Raw genomic sequence first — 14,460 nt, forward strand, 5'->3', positions numbered from 1 at the left:
GCGGCGGAGCGCCGATCAGCCGGTGGCCGGGCGCCTAGAAGCGGTACTGGAACTCGATCCCGTAGGTCCGAGGCGGCGTCAGGGCAAAGCCGGTCACGAGGCCCTGGACGGCGTTGTGCGTTCCGGGGATGCGGCCCGCAAGTCCGGGGGTAAGCCCCAGCGCCGCGATGGTCGTGTCGTAGAACACGCCGCTCTGCCGCGTGGCCGAGGCGCCGCCGTCGTAGCCCAGGTCGTTGAAGACGTTCTGGACGTAGGCGATGATCGAGTAGTGGTTGTCGCGGTCCTTCCAGGTGACCCGCAGGTCGGTCTGATCCCAGGACGGCGCCGCATCGATCGGCCGGGTGAACAGACCCGAGTACTGCTTGTCGCGCCAGATGTAGCTGATCTCGGGCGTCAGCGAGCCGGCGCCGAAGTTGAAGGTGTAGGTGACCGCGATCGCCACCTTGTTCTTCGGCACCTGCGGTAGCTGGTCGCCCCTGAGGTTCTGCGGCCGTTCGACCAGGCCGGTGTTCACGTCGCACAGCTCCCCGGGCGCCTGGGCGCAGGTGGTCAGCGGGATCAGCGGCTTCGCGCCGGACTGCAGCGCCTGTGGATCGCTCGGGTCGACGATCCCGGTCAGGCTGCGGATCTCGGCGTCGTCGTAGGCGTAGTTGAGCAGCACCTGCAGGTTGTCGATCGGCTGCCAGATGGTCTCCAGTTCGACGCCGGCCGTGAGCGCCCTGGGAATGTTGAGGAACCGGCTCTGACTGACCGCGAGGTTGCCGCTCAGGTTCACGACGGTCAGCGGCGCCTGATACCCGTAGATCGGATTGTAGAAGAGGGCGAGGTTCACCTGCAGGGTGCGCCCGAACGTCTCCTTGATCCCGGCTTCGTAGTCGTCGCTGTGCTCGGCGTCGGTGAAGGGGAACTGGCCTTCGGTGCTGGTCACGCCCGAGGCGAAGCCGCCCATCAGGTAACCGCGGCTGTAGCGGACGTACAGCATAGTGTCCGGCGACGGATTCCACTGCAGGCCCGCGGTGCCGGTGACCGCGTGCCATGAGAAGTCGTACGCGCGGTGGGCGAAGCCCTGGGCGTCGAAGGTGATTCCGCCCGGCTGCCCGTTGTCCACCACGCCGGTCGGCAGGCCCTTCGTGAAGACGACGGCCTTGGTGACGTCGAGCACGGGCGCGGCGGCGCCGTTGGTGTCGACGGGGAAGCCGCAAGCCGAATTCCCGTAGCAGATCAGGCGAACGGCTTCCGTGCCCTTCAGGTTGTCATGGCTGTAGCGCAGGCCGAGCGTGGTCTTCCAGGTCGGCGCGAATTGCCAGTCGATCTGGCCGTAGGCGGCGTAGGATTCCTGCGCGAAGCTCGGCCGGTTGTCGAAGAGCCGGCGCTGGAAGTCAGGCGCGGCCGTGCCGAAGTTGATCAGGCCGTCGAGCGCCGGGTTGTCCGGCTGTTCCGTGTAGACCGGCTGGTCGTAGCCCTCCTTGTAGTAATACAGGCCGCCGATCCATTGCAGAGGTGATTTGCCTGTCGACGCCAGGCTGACCTCATGGCTGAAGTTGTGGTAGAGTTCCTGATAATTCGAGAATTGTTTAGGGAAGATCGTGGCGGGCGGTTTCCCGTTGACCGTGTTTACCTTGAACGAATCGATCGCGCCGCCGTTACTGTTGTTGGAGATCAACTCGTAGTGGTAGTTCAGACCGCCATGGACGTACTTCAGGTCCATGTTGTCGAAGTGGTAGGTCAGATTGATGGCCCAGGTGTAGGTGTCGTTCAGGGACACGGTCTGGGCGATCAGGGAGGCGAACTTGCGCGGGTCCGAGGCCGCCGGGTTGACGCAGCCTGTGGGCGAGAGGTTCACGACATTGGCGACCGGCGCGCCGGGCCCGCAGGCGAACATCATGTTGACGTTCTGGCCGCCGTATTCGTCGAGGCTGTACGGACCGGGGTCGTAGCCTGAGCGGGCGCCGGGGCCGCCCGAGCCGTTGTTCCAGCCGGTCGCGGACCACTTGCCCCAGGCGTCGAGCCGGTCGCCCAGCTTGGCCTGCAGCTGGCCCTCGATGAACCACTGGTCGATGACGTTGCCTTCCGAGGGCATGCCGGGAACGACGTTCTTGAAATAGCCCTCGTTCTGCTGCTCCCAGTTCCCGGCCAACCGGAACTGCACGTTGTGCGCGATCGGGCCGGAGACCGCCGCCTCGAGCAGGGTGCGCTCGTAGTTGGCCACCGTGCCGCGGACCTCGGCGTAGAAGTCCTCCGTCGGGCGCTTGGAGATCACGTTGATCGCCCCGCCGATGGAGTTGCGTCCGTAGAGCGTCCCCTGCGGCCCGCGCAGGACCTCGACACGGTCGGTGAAGATCGGCGTCTTGCCGGCGGTGACGGTCGAGGTGGTGTAGATGCCGTCGTCGTAGACCGCGACGGGAACCGCGACCGGGTGGGCGTTGGTCAGGCGCCCGACGCCGCGCAGCGTCGTGCGGTCATTGCCGCTGGTGTAGTTCAGACCCGGTGTGAAGTTGGTCAGGTCCTGGATGGACTTGATGCCCAGCAGGTCGCGCCGCTCGGACGTGAACGCCGAAATGGCGACCGGCACGTCCTGCAGGTTCTGCTCGCGCTTTTCCGCTGTGACCACCAGCTCTTCGATGGTGTTGGCGGCCGCGGCGGCGGTGGCGGGCCGCGTCTGAGCGTTGGCGACGTGGCCGAAACTTGCGGCGAGCACGGCGCTCGTCGCGAACAGGTACGCTCTCGATGTCATTGTGCTTCCCCCCCAGGAAACTGGCGCTTTATCTCCGCGCCTGTGAGCAGACTGGATCAGTAATCCCGTGGCGTCAAATGCAGCTCCTGTAGTCGCACCGAACTGGGTAGTTCGCTTACTTAGTATATTGCAGCCCATCGCGTAATATTGCGTCAATGCAACACATTTCCGCCCCGATGGGTTGGCGGAGTGTTGTGCCATTCGCGGCCTGGCCAAAGAACCGCCAAAAAGAAAGGCGCCCCGCCGATGGCGGAGCGCCTGAGGTCTTCCGGGGGGAGGATGCCCTAGAAGAAGCGATACTGCAGCTCGACGCCGAAGGTGCGGGGCGGCGTCAGGAGATAGGTGCTGGCGATCCCTTCGTTGACGGGCGCCGCCACCGCCGAGGCGGGATTGGACAGCGGCAGGCCGAGCGCATAGCCCGGCGTGAAGCCCGCCTGCCGGGCCGCCGCCGCGCCGCCCTCGTAGCCGAGGTCGTTGAAGATGTTCTTCACGAAGGCGATGACCGTGTACTTGTTGTCCCGGTCCTTCCACGACAGGCGGGCGTCCCATTGGTCATAGGAGGGCGCCTGATAATACGAACGGTCGAAGATCGAGCCGAACTGCTTGTCCCGCCAGATGTAACTCACTGAGCCTGTCAGCGAGCCCGGCGCGAAATCCCAGGTGTAGTTGACGTTCACCGCCACCTTGTTCTTCGGGGCGTTCGGCAGGTGACCGCCGGAGAGGTCCTGACCGCGTTGCAGGTCGCCGGTGAAGACGTCGCAGCCGGGGGCGGTGAGCGTCGAGCAGGCCGTCAGCGTCGTCAGCGGCTTGGCGCCCGCCGCCACCGCGGTCGGATCGGCCGGATCGACCACGCCCGAGCCCTTGGTGATGTGGGCGTCGAGGTAGGAGTAGTTGAACAGCACCTGCAGGTGCTCGATCGGCTGCCAGGTCGTCTCCAGCTCCACCCCCTGGCTGATCGCCTTGGGGATATTGAAGAAGATGGACTGGCCGAGCGCCGTGCCGCCGCCGGTCGGAATGATGGTGATCGGCACCTGGTCGTTTCGGTAGTTGTAGCGGAACACCGCCAGGTTGGCCTGCAGGGTGCGGCCGAAGTCCTTCTTCAGGCCGACCTCGAAAGAATCGAGGTGCTCCGGCTGGGTCTCCGGCGCGGCGCCGAGGGTGGTGTCGATGCCCACCCGGAACCCGCCTGACTTGTAGCCGCGGCTGTAGCGGAAGTAGGCCATCGTGCCGGGCTCCGGATCCCACTGCAGGCCGAAGGTGCCGGTGGTCGCGCCCCAGTGGTCCTTGTAGGTGCGGCTGGCGAAACCGGTCGCGGGATCGACGACGGTGTTCGACGAGACGCCCGGCGTGCCGATGCCGCCGGGAAAACCCGGATAGCCGCTAACCACCGTCGGCACCTGGGTCAGGTCGAGGACGAAGTTCGAGCCGAGCAATTCCGGCGCGACGCCGCAGGCGGAAGCGTCGAAGCAGAGCACGCGCACCGACTCCTCGCCCTTCATGTCGTCGCGCGTGTAGCGCAGGCCGAGCGTGGTCTTCCATTGCGGCGTGAACTGCCAGTCAATTTGGCCGAACGCCGCCTTGGAGGTGATCTGCATGTGCGGGCGATCGTCGTAGATCCGGTTGTCGCCCGCCAGGCTCGGACAGGCGCCGGCGGTGAAGGCGCAGGCGCCGGCGAGGCTGGAGATGTTCAGCCCCAGCGAGGGCTGGTCCATGAGGGTGGTGTAGACCGGCTGCCGGTACTCCTCATTGTAATAGTAGAGGCCGGCGATCCACTGGAACGGCCCCTTGTCGGTGGAGGCCAGGTTGATCTCGTGGGAGATCCAGTTCTCCTGCTCCTGGTAGTTGAAGGCGTACCGCGGATTGACGGTGGGTCCGCCGCCCGGGATCACCAGCGTGCTCGTCTGGGTCGCCCCCAAGGTGCCCGCGGGCAGCACGCGGGGCAGGGTGTAGGAGACGATCGGGGCGCTCTCAACCGGCTGTGGGCCGGTCAGGAAGTAATGGTAGTGCGTCCCGCCCGCGATGTACTTCAGGTCCATGTTGTCGAAGTGGTAGGTCCACTCGCTGGCGAAGATCATCGTGCCGGTGAGCTTCACTTGATAGGGCACGTCGCTGGCGAACTTGCGCGGATCGCTCGACGAAGGGTTGGCGCAGGCCTGCGACAGCGGGATGCCGCCGGCGGTCACCACATTGGTCACGCCGGAGCCGGGCAGACAGGCGTACCCGGGGTTCATCACCTGCGGCGGGTTCGCCACCTCGAAGTTGGTGAAGGGCGCCGGTGAGTAGCTGTTGCGCGAGCCGGGTCCGCCGCCGTCGTTGTGCCAGTCGGCCCAGGCGAGCTTCATCCACCCGTCGAAGTTGTCGCTGAATTTGAACTTCAGCTGGCCCTCGACATACTTGGTGTCGATGACGTTGCCCTCATCGGGCTGGCCGGGGACAGTGTTCTTGTACCAGCCTTCGGTCTGCTTCTCCCAATTCGCGCCGAAGCGGAAGTCGACGCCCGGGATCGGCGTCGGGCCGGAGACCGCCCCTTCCAGGATCGAATGGTTGTAGTTCTGGTATTGGCCGCGGACCTCGGCGTACCAGTCATCGGTCGGACGCTTGGAGATGATGTTGATCGCGCCGCCGATCGAGTTGCGGCCGTAGAGGGTGCCCTGCGGGCCGCGGAGCACCTCGACCCGGTCGACGAACAGCGGCGTCTTGCCGGCTTCGACGGTGGAGGAGGTGTAGATGCCGTCGGAGTACTGGGCGACCGAGCCCTGGGCGGCGTGGACGTTGGTGTTGCGGCCGACCCCGCGCAGCGTGTTGCGGTCGTTCTGGGCGTTGTACTCCAGGCCGGGCGTGAAGTTGGTCATGTCGGCGATGGTGTTGACGCCGATCAGGTCGCGCTTCTCCGAGGTGAACGCCGAAATGGCGACGGGCACGTCCTGCAGGCTCTGCTGACGCTTCTCGGCGGTGACCACCAGCTCCTCGATGGTGGTGGAGGACGCCGCGGCGGTTCCGCTGGCGGTCTGGGCATGCGCCGTGGCGGCGAACGCGGCGGCCAAGACCGCGCTGGTGGCAAGAAGACTGGACTTGAAATGCATCGTCGCGCTGCCTCCCCGCAGCTGGAATGCGCGGTACGGGCCGCGCCTCAGAGGGAGGGCGCTGCTGCGATGGAGCCGGACGGGCGTCAACCGGCCGCCGCATAAATGAACAGCGATAACTTGCCGACGGCCCCCGGCATGGCGCCGAGGACACAGACTGGTCCGGCAAATGGCGCCAAATCGCCCCCTGCGACCGCCGGTCGCGGAACGATGTTCAACTTCTAGTTTGGTCCGCCGAGTGGCGAGGGTCGCGCTAGCGCGTCTGAATCACCACTTTTCCGAGTTTCCGGCGCAGGCCCCGAATTGCGCCGCGGAAGCCCTGCACGGCCGGCTTGGGCTTCCCTGGCGGCGGCGCGCCTTCTAAGGAGATCGCGCCTCGCATTTGGAGCCCGACCATGCATCGCCGACCGGACGGATCCTGGGACAAGACGCGCCTGCCAAGCCGGCATGTGACCGAGGGGCCGGCGCGCGCGCCGCACCGGTCCTACTACTACGCCATGGGCCTTGGCAGCCGCGAGATCGCCCAGCCGTTCGTGGGCGTCGCCTCCTGCTGGAACGAGGCGGCGCCCTGCAACACCGCGCTGATGCGCCAGGCGCACGCGGCGGCGGAGGGGGTGAAGGCGGCCGGCGGCACGCCGCGCGAATTCTGCACGATCACCGTCACCGACGGAATCGCCATGGGCCACGAGGGCATGCGCTCGTCTCTGGTCAGCCGCGAGGTGATCGCCGATTCCGTCGAGCTCACGATGCGGGGCCACGCCTATGACGCGCTGGTCGGCGTCGCCGGCTGCGACAAGTCCCTGCCGGGCATGATGATGGCCATGCTCAGGCTCAATGTGCCGAGCGTCTTCCTTTATGGGGGCTCCATCCTGCCGGGCCGGCTCGACGACCGGGACCTGACCGTTCAGGACGTGTTCGAGGCGGTGGGCCAATTCTCCGCCGGCGTGATCGACGAGGCGCGGCTCTGCCAGGTGGAGCAGCACGCCTGCCCGGGCGACGGCGCCTGCGGCGGCCAGTTCACCGCCAACACCATGGCCCTGGTCTCGGAAGCGATCGGCTTGGCGTTGCCGCTCTCCTCGGCTCTGCCGGCCGCCTACCTCGACCGCGATCGTTACGCTCGCGCCTCGGGCGAGGCGGTGGTGCGGCTGATCGAGGCCAATATCCGCCCGCGCGACATCTGCACGCGCAAGGCCTTCGAGAACGCCGCCGTGGTGGTCGCTGCGACCGGCGGGTCCACCAACGGCGGTCTCCATCTCCCCGCCATGGCCCATGAATGCGGGATCGAGTTCACGTTGCGCGACTTCGCCGAGATCTGCGCGCGCACGCCCTACATCGCCGACCTGAAGCCCGGCGGCCGGTTCGTCGCCAAGGACATGGGCGAGGCGGGCGGCGCGCCGATGCTGATGAAGACGCTGCTGGAGGGGGGCTACCTGCACGGCGATTGCATGACCGTAACCGGCAAGACGCTGGCCGAGAACGTCGCCGACGTGAAATGGCGCGACGACCAGGAAGTGATCAGGCCGGTCTCGCGGCCGCTGTCGCCGACCGGCGGGCTGGTGGGTCTGTGGGGCTCGCTCGCCCCCGACGGCGCCATCGTCAAGGTGGCCGGGCTGAAGCACCAGAAGCACCGCGGTCCGGCCCGCGTATTCGACGGCGAGGAGGCCTGCTTCGCCGCCGTCGAGGCGCGCGCCTATAAGGAAGGCGAGGTGCTCGTCATCCGCTACGAGGGTCCGAAGGGCGGACCCGGCATGCGCGAGATGCTGTCGACCACTGCCGCGCTCTATGGTCAGGGCGTGGAGAACATTGCGCTCATCACCGACGGGCGCTTCTCGGGTGCGACGCGAGGGCTCTGCGTCGGCCACGTGGGACCGGAAGCCGCGGCCGGCGGGCCGATCGCCCTCGTCAAGGACGGCGACATCATCTCCATCGACGCCGAGGCGGGAACCATCGAGCTGGAGGTCGATCCCGTCGAGCTGGAGCACCGCGCCTACGAGCTCGAGAAGGCCGAACCCCGGCCAACCTACTACGGCTCCGGCGCGATCTGGAAGTTCGTGCAGATGGTCGGCCCCGCTTATCGAGGCGCCGTGACCCAGCCGGGCGCGGCGGCCGAGCGGCACGTCTACGCGGACATCTGAGATGAAGACCGTCGGCCTCATCGGCGGGATGAGCGCCGAGAGCACGGCGGTCTACTATCAGGCGATCAACCGACGGGTCCGCGAGCGGCTGGGCGGTCTGCACTCGGCCAAGCTGATCCTCTGGTCGGTGGACTTCGCGCCGATCGCCGCGGCGCAGGCGCGGGACGACTGGGCCGCCACCGGGCGTGAGCTCGCGCAGGCCGCGCGTCGGCTGGAAGTCGCCGGCGCCGAGGCGCTGCTGATCTGCGCCAACACCATGCACCTGAACGCGGCCGAGGTTCAGGCGGCGGTCTCCGTCCCGCTGATCCACATCGCCGATGCGACGGCCGAGGCGCTGAAGGCCAGGGGCGCCGCGCGGCCGCTGCTGCTCGCCACGCGCTTCACGATGGAGAAGCCGTTCTACCGCGAACGCCTGGCCGCCTCGGGGCTGCCGGTGCGGATCCCCGACGCGGCGGACCGGGCTCGCCTGCACGCCATCATCTACGACGAGCTGGTGAAGGGCGTGATCCGGGGAGAGTCCAAGGCGCTCGTCATGCAGATGATCGAGCGCGGCGTCGCGGCCGGCGCCGACGCGGTGATCTTCGGCTGCACCGAGATCGGCCTGCTGCTCGATCCGGCGGAGCTGCCGCTGCCCGCCGTCGACAGCGCGATCGCCCACTGCGAGGCGGCGGCGGATTTCGCGCTCAGCTAGGCAACGCGCGCACGCCGAACAGGTAGGGATGGGCCCAGGCGAGCGCCGCCCAGACCAGCACGGCGAGCGCGATCCTCCACCAGCCGATCTCGCGTACGTCCAGGCGCTGGCGGCCGGCCGCAATGGCGACGAAGGGGATGTTGGAGGTCTGCGCCGCGAAGACCTCCCAGAGCTTGCCGAGCTTGCGTCGCCGCTTGGCGTCGATGCTGACGGTTCCGAACAGCGCCAGCGCCAGCATCGAGCCGAACAGGATCAGGCCCGCGGCGTCGCCGCCCGCCAGAAGGTGGCCCGCCGCCCAGGCGGCGACGCCCCAAAGGAACGGATGGCGGGTGATCCGCAGCATGCCGCGGACCACGTCCACCCGGTCGAGAGCGTTCTCCTGGCGCACGCTCGTCGGGTTGCGCGTCGTCAGGCCCGGGACGATCAGCAGCATCGCCGCCAGCTGCACGGCGATCTGGATCCAGCGGGTCGCAGGCGTGATCAGCCAGAGCAGGTCATCCGCCGTCGACGCCTTTGCCTGGGCGAAGGCGAAGCCCAACCAGACCAGCGTCGTGATCGAGGCGAGGCTGAAGAGGCCCATGTAGGGGCCCTCGCCGATGCGCACGGTGAGCGCGTCGCGCAGCCGTGTCCCGGAAACCAGGAGGTGCAGCAGCACGAAGACGGCGGATGCGGCGATCAACATGCCCATGCGAGGCCCTCCCGAGCGCCGAGACTGCCGCGAGCCGTCAGAAGGTCAAGCTGTCATCGTCCTCCGCGTCGCGGTCGAATGGCGGCGGGTCCGGTTTCGGCGGGGCGGGCGTCGTCGCAGCCGCGACCACCGGCGAGAGCCGGCGCGGTAGCGGCCGGCGGAACAGGGCTTCGGTCCGAGCCAGCCAGCGGTTGCCCTCCTCCATCGCTTCTGTCGCCATGCGCTTGCGCTGGTCCGCGGCGATCCAGAGGTCGAGATCGAAATCGGGATTGGCAGGATCGCTGAACACAAGCCGCAACCGGACCAGCCGTTCGCCGCCCGTCAGGCTGTCGACCGCGCGGCGCGGTTCGCCGCGATGCACCCGCCCCGCCACCTGGCCGTCGACGACCAGCTCGGCGCCGATCAGCTCGTCCACGCCGTAGATCAGGCACCAGGCCCCGGCGTCCCAGGCGACGGCGAGCAGGTTCTTGGTGAAATTGAAGCCCACCCCTCGGCCGCGGCCGTTGGCCACGAGCAACGCGTGCGGAGCCTCACCCAGCACCTTGCGCAGGCCGCGCCGGATGCGCCGGCTCTCGTCCATCGACCAGGCCGCCGCGCCCCCGGCCGCGGTCAGGCCAAGGCCTGCCACGACGATCAGAAGCACGAGCCTCGCCATCTCGTCCATCGGCCGAGGCTATCCCCTTGTCCGAGTCTGACCTAGACCCCGCCCTCGGCTATTTGGGCGCGCGTCCGCTGCCGCCGGCGCGCTTCGCGGTCCCAGGCTCCGCCGCCAGCCGGCGGAGCGTCTTGAGGAGCTCGCGGAAGATCGGCGCGCTGGCGGAGAGTTCGCGAAGGTTGATCGCGACCACGCGCTCCAGGAGGCCCTCGGCCTCCGCCGTCGGCCGCAGCAGGATCCGCCGCCGATCGAGCGGCGAGGGGCTGCGGGTCACGAGGTCGCGCTCCACGAGTCGGGCCACCAGCCCCACCGCGCTGTGGTTCTTGATCATCAGGGCGTCGGCCAGTTCGCTGATGGTCATCGGCTCGGCGCCCGCGTGGGCGCGGATCGCCAACAGGGCCTGGTGCTGCTGCGGCGTCAGGCCGACCGACTGGGCCGCGGTCTCGCTGAAGGCGGCGAACCGGCGCAGCGCCTGCCTGAACGCGGCCATGGCCTGATAGTCGGCGGCGACGAGGCGTTCGGTCGGGTCGCGATCGGCCATCGTCAGGCCTCCAGTTCGATGATCAGCGGGACATGGTCGGACGGCTTTTCCCAGGATCGCACCTCGCGGTGGATCGAGACGCCGCGCAGGATGTCTGCCGCCTGCGGCGACAGCAGCGCGTGGTCGATGCGGATGCCGTTGTTCCGCTGCCACGCGCCGGCCTGGTAATCCCAGAAGGTGTAGGCGCCCGGCGCCCCGTTGGCTTCCAGATAGGCGTCCGAGAACCCCATCCATTTCAGCGTCCGGAACGCCTCGCGGGTCTCGCGCTGGAAGAGCGCGTCGTGCGTCCAGTTGGTCGGGTACTCGGCGTCGCGCGGCTCGGGGATGACGTTGTAGTCGCCGAGCAGGGCCATCGGCTCCTCGAGCTCGAGGAGCGAATGCGCATGGGCCTGGAGCCGGCCCATCCAGGCGAGCTTGTAGCCGAACTTCTCGGTGGCGATCGGATTCCCGTTCGGCAGGTAGATCGAGGCTACGCGCACCGGCCGCGGCCCGGAAACCACCGCCTCGACATAGCGGGCGTGATCGTCGCCGTCGCCGCCGTGATCGGGATGCACGGGAAGACCGCGGCGCACGTCGTCGAGCGGGAATTTCGAAAGGATCGCGACGCCGTTATAGGTCTTCTGGCCGTGGACCGCGAGATTATAGCCCAGCCTTTCAAAAGGTTCGGCCGGGAACTTCTCGTCGACGCACTTGATCTCCTGCAGGCAGGCCACATCCGGCCTGGCCTCCTCGAACCAGCGCACGACGGTCTCCAGCCGCGCGTTGATCGAATTCACGTTCCAGGTGGCGATCCGCATGGAAATCCGAGACTCGTACCGTCGCAGCGAAGGTTATCGGGCGCGCGGGCCCGGCTCAAGCGCGGGCGTCACTCGCTTCCCGGTGGCATGTCACGGCGGCGTCACGCGGGCTCCATAGGCCTGCCGCGCAATGCTGTTGCTCTTCGGCGGCGCCGCCGCGCGGATGCCGGCGCACAGCAGACGTCACGGGCGACCGGTCGCCCCCAGGGGAGCGGATCTTGAGCGACAGCGACTTTTCGGTAGTCGATGAGCAGCGGTTCCAGGCGTTCCACTGGCGCGCGATCCTGACCACCGGCCTGGGCGTCTTCTGCGACGGCTACGACCTCTCCTCCATCGGCCTCGTGCTGCCGCTGGTGCTGGCGTCCTACGGGACCGCCACGCTCAGCAGCCTGGACAGCGCGTTGCTGGCGGCCTCGGCCCTCGTGGGCGCGGCGATCGGCGCGCTGATCTTCGGCATGCTCGGCCAGTGGGGCCGCAAGCGGTTCTACGGCTACGACGTGCTGATCCTGGGCCTTGCGGCGCTCGCCCAGGCGTTCGCCCCGAGCATCGCCTGGCTGATCGCGCTGCGCTTCATCCTCGGCCTGGGCGTCGGCGCCGACTATGTGCTCTCGCCGGTGATCATGGCCGAGCACTCCAACCGAGCCGACCGGGGTCGCGCGCTCGGCCTGGGCTTCGGGACCATGTGGCCGCTCGGCGCCCTCACGGCGGCCATCTTCAAGTTGCTGCTGCAGGCGCTGCACGTGCCCCCGGACCTGCAGTGGCGGCTGGTGCTCGCGGCCGGCGCGGTCCCGGCGCTGGCGGTGCTCTACTTCCGCCGGAAGATGCCCGAGACGGCGCGCTTCCTCGCCCGGCTGGAGGCCAACCAGGCCGCAGCCAAGCAGGTCATGGCGCAGGTCGGCGGCCATGATGTCACGCCCCCTGCGGCCGATACCCGTCCCTTCGGCGAGGTGTTCGCCCTGCACGCCAGGTGGATCTTCTCCGGGGCGCTGTTGTGGATGATCTACGACCTGGTGGTCTACTCGACGATCCTGTTCGGCCCCTCGCTGATCGCCAAGGGCATGGGACTCGCGCCCGTCGATTTCACCCTGCTGATCGAGCTGGTGTTCGTGGTCCCGGCCTCGCTGCTGATGTCCTGGTTCCTGCTCGACAAGATCGGACGCAAGCCGCTGCAGGTCTGGGGGTTCGCGATCTCGGCGGTGCTGCTGATCATATTCGCCATGCTGCGCTCGAAGCTCTCCGGCGCGCCTGGCCTCGCCTTCATCGTCTACGGCCTGTTCAACGTCTCGCAGACCGGACCGGGGCTGGTGTCCGGCGCAGGCGTGTTCGGCGTGGAGCTCGCGCCCACCCGCATCCGCAGCGTCGCCCAGTCGATCACTGTGGCCGGCGGCCGGATCGGCGCGGCGATCAGCGGCTTCGCCTTCCCGCTGCTGTTCGGCGCGGTCGGCGAAACCTCGACCATGTTCATCCTGGTGGCCATCTCGATTGCAGGCGCGATCTGCACGCAGGTGCTGGTGCCTGAGACCAGCGCCCGCTCGCTGGAGGAAATCAACAGCGAGACCGCCGTCGCCGTCCGGCCGGCGCAGTAGCCCGGCCGTCCGCCTGCGCTTGGGCGCCGTGGCGTCAGCCCGCTAGGCTCGCCTCCGGATCGAAAAAAGCGCAGGGGAGGCCGCGTGGACGCGCGTACGCCAGTGATCATCGGGGTGGGCGAAGCCTCGGAGCGGATCGGCGAGCCCGGCTATCAGGGCCTCTCGCCGGTCGAGCTTGCGGCGCGGGCGGCCCAGGCGGCGCTCGACGACACGCGCGCCGGCGTCCCGCCGGCGCCGCACATCGGCGTGGTGGCGGCGGTGCGCCAGTTCGAGACGTCGGGTCCCAACGCCCAGTCCCCGTTCGGCCGGTCCAACAACTTCCCGCGTTCGGTCGCGCGCCGCATCGGCGCGGACCCCCGGCGCGCGATCCTCGAGCCGGTCGGCGGCCAGGGCCCGCAGCACCTGGTCAACGAGTTCGCCAAAGCGATCGCCCAAGGCGAGATGGACCTCGCCATGATCTGCGGCGCGGAGGCGATCTCCACCCTGCGGCGCCTGCTCGGCCAGGGCGAGACGCGCGACTGGAGCGAGACCGTCGGCGGCGACCTCGAGGACCGCGGCTACGGCATGGAGACGCTGGTCTCGCCGGAGCTCAACGCCCACGGCGTGCGCACCGCGATCCAGCACTACGCCATCTTCGAAAACGCCCGCCGCGCCAAGCGCGGCCTGGACCGCAAGGCCTACGCCCTGGAGATGGGCGAGCTGTTCGCCCCGTTCACGAACGTCGCGGCCGAAAATCCGCACGCCATGAGCCACGAGGTGTTCGACGCGCCCGCGCTCGCCACGATCACCGAGCGCAACCGGATGGTCGCCGATCCCTTCCCGCGGCGGATGGTCTCGCGCGACCAGACCAACCAGGGGGCGGCGGTGCTGATCGCCTCGGCGGCCAAGGCGCGCGAGCTCGGCGTGCCGGAGGACCGCTGGGTCTATCTGCATGGCGCTGCGGACGTCGCCGAGCGCAAGCCGCTCGAACGGGCCGACCTCTCGGCTTATCCCGCCGCGGGCCTCGCGGCGCGCGCCGCGCTGGAGCGGGCCGGAATCGGCGTCGACGACGTCGCGCTCTTCGACCTTTATTCCTGCTTCCCGATCGCGGTCTTCGACGTGCGCGACGAGCTCGGAATGAAGCCCGACGATCCGCGACCGCTGACGCTCACCGGCGGGCTGCCGTTCTTCGGCGGCGCCGGCAACAACTACTCGATGCATGCGATCGCCAGCGCGGTGCGCGGCCTGCGCGAGCGCCCGGGCGCGTACGGCTTCGTCGGCGCGAACGGCGGGTTCCTCTCGAAGTACTCGGTCGGCGTCTATTCAACCGAACCCGTGGAGTGGCGGGAGCATTCGTCGGCGCCCCTGCAGGCGCAAGTGGACAGCTGGGCCGCGCCGGCCGCCGCCCCCGAGGCTGCGAGCGACGGCGTGGTGGAGAGCTACACCATCGACTATGGCCGCGGCGCGCCGATCGCGACGCTGGTCTGTCGGGCCGGCGACGGCGGGCGCTTCTGCGCCATGAGCGATCCGGACGATCCGAGCCTCGCGGCCGCGATGGGCCAGGCCGAGCC

At 68.6% G+C, this 14,460-nt stretch carries 10 protein-coding genes; 4 read left to right on the forward strand and 6 right to left on the reverse strand.

The features are described from left to right. Window positions 1-34 precede the first annotated feature (34 nt). On the reverse strand, window positions 35-2,734 hold the full coding sequence (locus Q0W60_RS07245; protein WP_297694046.1) for a TonB-dependent receptor: 2,700 nt from the start codon (window positions 2,732-2,734) through the stop codon (window positions 35-37). 284 nt (window positions 2,735-3,018) lie between these two features. Beyond that, window positions 3,019-5,817: a TonB-dependent receptor gene (locus tag Q0W60_RS07250; RefSeq protein WP_297694048.1), complete on the reverse strand. Its 2,799-nt coding sequence runs from the start codon at window positions 5,815-5,817 to the stop codon at window positions 3,019-3,021. Between the two features lie 395 nt (window positions 5,818-6,212). Here Q0W60_RS07250 and ilvD point away from each other — a divergent pair, with 395 nt between their 5' ends. Beyond that, the gene (ilvD, locus tag Q0W60_RS07255) at window positions 6,213-7,952 is read left to right on the forward strand and encodes a dihydroxy-acid dehydratase (RefSeq protein WP_297694050.1); all 1,740 of its coding nucleotides are present in this window, start codon (window positions 6,213-6,215) and stop codon (window positions 7,950-7,952) included. A gap of 1 nt (window position 7,953) precedes the next feature. Further along, window positions 7,954-8,643 (forward strand): aspartate/glutamate racemase family protein, encoded by a 690-nt coding sequence (locus Q0W60_RS07260; RefSeq protein ID WP_297694052.1) that lies wholly within the window; start codon window positions 7,954-7,956, stop codon window positions 8,641-8,643. Here the strand turns inward: Q0W60_RS07260 and Q0W60_RS07265 are convergent. The 4 genes from Q0W60_RS07265 to xth are packed head-to-tail and all read right to left on the reverse strand — an operon-like array spanning window position 8,636 to window position 11,324. Then, window positions 8,636-9,331 (reverse strand): NnrU family protein, encoded by a 696-nt coding sequence (locus Q0W60_RS07265; protein ID WP_297694053.1) that lies wholly within the window; start codon window positions 9,329-9,331, stop codon window positions 8,636-8,638. The genes Q0W60_RS07260 and Q0W60_RS07265 overlap by 8 nt on opposite strands. Window positions 9,332-9,368: 37 nt before the next feature. Beyond that, window positions 9,369-9,995, reverse strand: a complete 627-nt coding sequence (locus Q0W60_RS07270; protein WP_297694055.1) for a hypothetical protein — start codon at window positions 9,993-9,995, stop codon at window positions 9,369-9,371. 49 nt (window positions 9,996-10,044) lie between these two features. Continuing rightward, the gene (locus tag Q0W60_RS07275; RefSeq protein WP_297694057.1) at window positions 10,045-10,527 is read right to left on the reverse strand and encodes a MarR family transcriptional regulator; all 483 of its coding nucleotides are present in this window, start codon (window positions 10,525-10,527) and stop codon (window positions 10,045-10,047) included. A 2-nt stretch (window positions 10,528-10,529) separates the two neighbouring features. Then, window positions 10,530-11,324, reverse strand: coding sequence for an exodeoxyribonuclease III (gene xth, locus Q0W60_RS07280; RefSeq protein ID WP_297694059.1), 795 nt, complete (start codon window positions 11,322-11,324; stop codon window positions 10,530-10,532). A gap of 218 nt (window positions 11,325-11,542) precedes the next feature. On the opposite strand from xth, the gene Q0W60_RS07285 reads away from it, so the two are divergent. Then, window positions 11,543-12,910: an MFS transporter gene (locus tag Q0W60_RS07285; protein ID WP_297694061.1), complete on the forward strand. Its 1,368-nt coding sequence runs from the start codon at window positions 11,543-11,545 to the stop codon at window positions 12,908-12,910. Between the two features lie 84 nt (window positions 12,911-12,994). Beyond that, window positions 12,995-14,460, forward strand: a 1,466-nt coding sequence (locus Q0W60_RS07290; protein WP_297694063.1) for an acetyl-CoA acetyltransferase, incomplete at its 3' end; no start/stop codon positions are given.

Origin of the sequence: Phenylobacterium sp. (assembly GCF_025934275.1) — a bacterium.
Lineage (GTDB): Bacteria > Pseudomonadota > Alphaproteobacteria > Caulobacterales > Caulobacteraceae > Phenylobacterium.